Source organism: Kitasatospora sp. NPDC059722 (genome assembly GCF_042733235.1).
Classification (GTDB): domain Bacteria; phylum Actinomycetota; class Actinomycetes; order Streptomycetales; family Streptomycetaceae; genus Kitasatospora.
Window position 1 is genome coordinate 29,474 of sequence record NZ_JBHWGD010000080.1, and the last position, 3,290, is coordinate 32,763.

The 3,290-nt window shown below is 76.8% G+C and carries 3 protein-coding genes; all 3 read right to left on the reverse strand.

The window, feature by feature from the left end:
- Nucleotides 1-108 precede the first annotated feature (108 nt).
- A complete protein-coding gene (locus ACFV4F_RS34400) occupies nt 109-1,182 on the reverse strand; it encodes a hypothetical protein (protein WP_380508561.1) in 1,074 nt (357 codons plus the stop codon).
- A gap of 137 nt (nt 1,183-1,319) precedes the next feature.
- Complete coding sequence (locus ACFV4F_RS34405; protein ID WP_380508564.1) at nt 1,320-2,750, reverse strand: hypothetical protein; 1,431 nt, start codon at nt 2,748-2,750, stop codon at nt 1,320-1,322.
- A 52-nt stretch (nt 2,751-2,802) separates the two neighbouring features.
- On the reverse strand, nt 2,803-3,290 hold a 488-nt coding region (locus ACFV4F_RS34410; protein ID WP_380508567.1), incomplete at its 5' end, for a hypothetical protein.

A 3,290-nucleotide genomic window follows, 5' to 3' on the forward strand; every position in this document is an offset into this window, starting at 1 on the left:
GTGGGGGCCGTTCGGGGTGTATTTGTTTGGGGTAGGGGGGGGGGGTCGCGTCCTATCCAACCGGCGGGCGCCGGCCCCGCCCCCGGGGGGGGGGCCGGCGGGATCCCGTCAGATGCCGACGATCCGCAGGTCGCCGTCGGCGATGTAGAGGGTGTGGGCGTCGGGGCCCACCGCCAGGGCCGTCACCCAGTTGAGACCGGTGACCGCCTCGGCCGGGACGGGGGTGTTGGTCGAGGTGTCGAGGGAGAGGATCCGGGCCTTGCCGGTGGAGCTGGAGGAGTCCAGGCAGGCGATGTACAGCCGGGTGCCGTCCGGGCTGACCGACGGGTCGTGCAGCGTTTGTGCCGGGGTGATGCCCAGGTCCGTGGTCGCGGTGACGGTGTCGGCGGCGGGGTCGACCGTGTAGCCGGTGCCGGTGCTGCTCACGCCGTACACGCGGGTGCCGTCCGGGGCCAGTGCCAGAGCGGTCCTGGTGCCGGGGGCGGCGACGGTCCCGGCCACGGCCGGGGGCTCGGCGCCGGTGTCCAGGTGGTCCAGGCCCTCGTCGGTGCTGACGTAGGTGTCGGCGCCGTCCGGCCGGGTGACCACCGACCACAGGGAGCGGCCGGGTACCGTGACGGCGGCGGTGAACGCCTGCTGCTGCGGGGAGAACTCCAGGACCCGGGCGCCCGGTTGGACCGGCTGGTGCCAGGGCGAGGGTCCGTCCTGGGTGACGTAGACCCGTGAGCCGTCCGGGCTGACCGTCAGTGCGCTCAGGCCCCCGGGGCTGGTCCCGTCCGGGCGCGGCTGGTCCGGCGCGAGCGTGGTGGAGACCACCGTGCCGGTGGCCGTGTCGACGGCGCCCAGCGTGGACAGCGGCAGCAGGCTCATCGCGCCGAACAGCACGTAGACCCGCGAGCCGTCCGGGCTGACCGCCACCGGCCCGGCGTCGGCCCCGTACCCGGTGGTCAGCGTGACCGTGGCGGTGACCGCACCGCTCCGGGTGTCGACCGCCTTCAGCTTGACGCCGTTCATGCCGTCCTTGACCGAGACGTACGCCGTGCGCCCGTCCGGGCCGACCGCCACCGAGGCGGGCTCCGAGCCCAGGGCGACGGTCTGCGGGACACCCCGGACCGGCCCGTCGGGCGCGTCGTCCGCCCCCGCGGCGCCGGCCCCGGCGAGCAGCAGTGCTCCCGCCGCCACCAGAGCGCCTAACCAACGAGCCTTCGACACGAGCGAGTTCACGGTGCCCTCCCCTTGGCGTGCCGCGGGTCCCCGCGGCGGGAGGCAAACGCTACGGGACGGGCGGGGCGTCCGAGGCGGGTCCCGGGCTCGGGGGATCAGGAGCAGTGGTAGGGGAAGGTGGCGGTCGCGGTGCGGGTGCCGGGCGAGAGGATCTGCAGGGTGGCGGTGGCCTGGAGGGAGCCCTGGCCGTCGAAGGTCCAGCGCAGCACCAGGTCGGTGTGGCGGGTGCCGGAGCGGACGTCCTGCACGAGCTCGTCCGAGGTCGTGCCGTCGCTGCGCTGCCAGCGGTAACGGATGCTGCCGGCGCCGCCGTTGGTCTCCACCGAGGCCGTGACGACGGCGGTGCCGCCGCAGCCGGGGCCCGCCGGGTCGGTGGTCACGCCGACGGAGGTGATGGCGAGGGCAGTGGTGTGGAAGCGCCAGAACAGCAGTGCCAGGACGGCGAGGAGCACGGCCACCGGCACCAGCCACCTGCGCACGCGGCGGGGCCGCTTGGGCTGCCGGTCCGCGGGCGTCTCGCCGTGCCACGCGGCGGCGGCCTGTGGCGGGACGCCGGGGCCGAAGCGGCGCAACTCGCCGGGGGCGAGGGGGTGTTCGTCCGGTGCGGCGGCCGGGGTGGATACGGAGGCCTCGGGCGCGGGCTCCTCGGGCGCGGCCTCCTCGGGCAGCGGGATCGGCTCGGGCAACGTGGCGCTCTCCCCCGGTGCGCCGCCCCACACCCGCGGGTCGAGGAAGGTCGCGCTCTCGGCCTCGGCCTCCGCCCCGGCCTCGGGCAGCGGGATCGGCTCGGGCAGTGTGGCGCTCTCCCCCGTCCCCGGTGCGCCGCCCCACACCCGCGGGTCGAGGAACGTCGCGCTCTCGGCCTCGGCGGAGTCGAGGCGCACGGTGGCCTCGGCGTCCGGTGTGGCGGCGGGCGCGGGCGACGAGGAGAGCCGGACGGTGCGGTCCGCGCGCGGGTCGGGCGCGCCGAGCGGCGAGCGGGGCAGCGGGACCGTCCCGGACTCCCCCTTGTCCAGACGGACCGTCTCCACCGCGTCCGGCCCGCCCAGCGGCGGCCGGGGGAACGGGACGGTCTCGCCCTCCCCCGTCAGGCGCAGGTGCTCCTCGTTGTCGAGGCGCACCGTCTCCACCACATCCGGCCCACCCAGCGGCGGGCGCGGCAGCGGAACCGTCCCGGACTCCCCCGTCAGACGCAGGCGCTCCTCGTTGTCGAGGCGCACCGTCTCCACCACATCCGGCCCACCCAACGGCGGGCGCGGCAGCGGAACCGTCCCGGACTCCCCCGTCAGGCGCAGGCGCTCCTCGTTGTCCAGACGGACCGTCTCCACCGCATCCGGCCCGCCCAGCGGCGAGCGGGGCAGCCGGACGGTCCGGTCCGCGCGCGGGTCGGAAACGCCGCCGAGGCGCACCGTCGCCTCGACGGCGTCCGTACGGCTGGTCTCCTCCCCCTCGCCCGTACCCGGACCGAGCCGGACGGTCTGGTCGGCGCCCGGGGTGGGGGCGGCGTCGGGGTGGGGCGTGGACATGGCTTTCTCCAGGGCGAGGGGTGGGGCGGGTGTGACCGGGGCCGACAGGGCGTCAGCGGGGCGGGTTGCAGGTGAAGGCGTACAGCTCGGCGGACGTCTTGCCCGGTGCGGTCGCGGCCGGGCTGGTGCCGACGCGTACGCCCCAGGTCGTGGAGTTGTCGGCGGAGCCGAAGTTGTGGACGCGGGTGATGGTGGCGCGGCCGTTCTGGACCGGCACGGTGTCGGTGGCGACGGTGGCGGCGCGTCCGCCCGAGCTGTGGTACCAGCTGAGGGTCAGGGTGCCGGTCGCGTTGCCCTGGGCGGCCACGGTGACGGTGGCGGTCAGGGCCCACTGGCCGCTGCAGGACAGCGAGTCCAGGTTCACCGAGCTGATGGTGAGGGTGGCGGGCGCGACGGTCTGGGTCGGCGAGGGCGAGGGCGCCGAGGAGGTCGGCCCGCCCTGCACGGGGCCGGGGCCCGGGCCGGGGCCGGGGCCGGGGCCGGGGCCGGCGGACGGGGCCGCCGCCGGTGCGCCGGGGCCGGCCGGGGCCGGCTGCGGGC

Bases quoted from the DNA above. Each gene is read 5' to 3' on its own strand.
- ACFV4F_RS34405 (WP_380508564.1), bottom strand. From the start codon at position 2,750: ATGTCCACGCCCCACCCCGACGCCGCCCCCACCCCGGGCGCCGACCAG.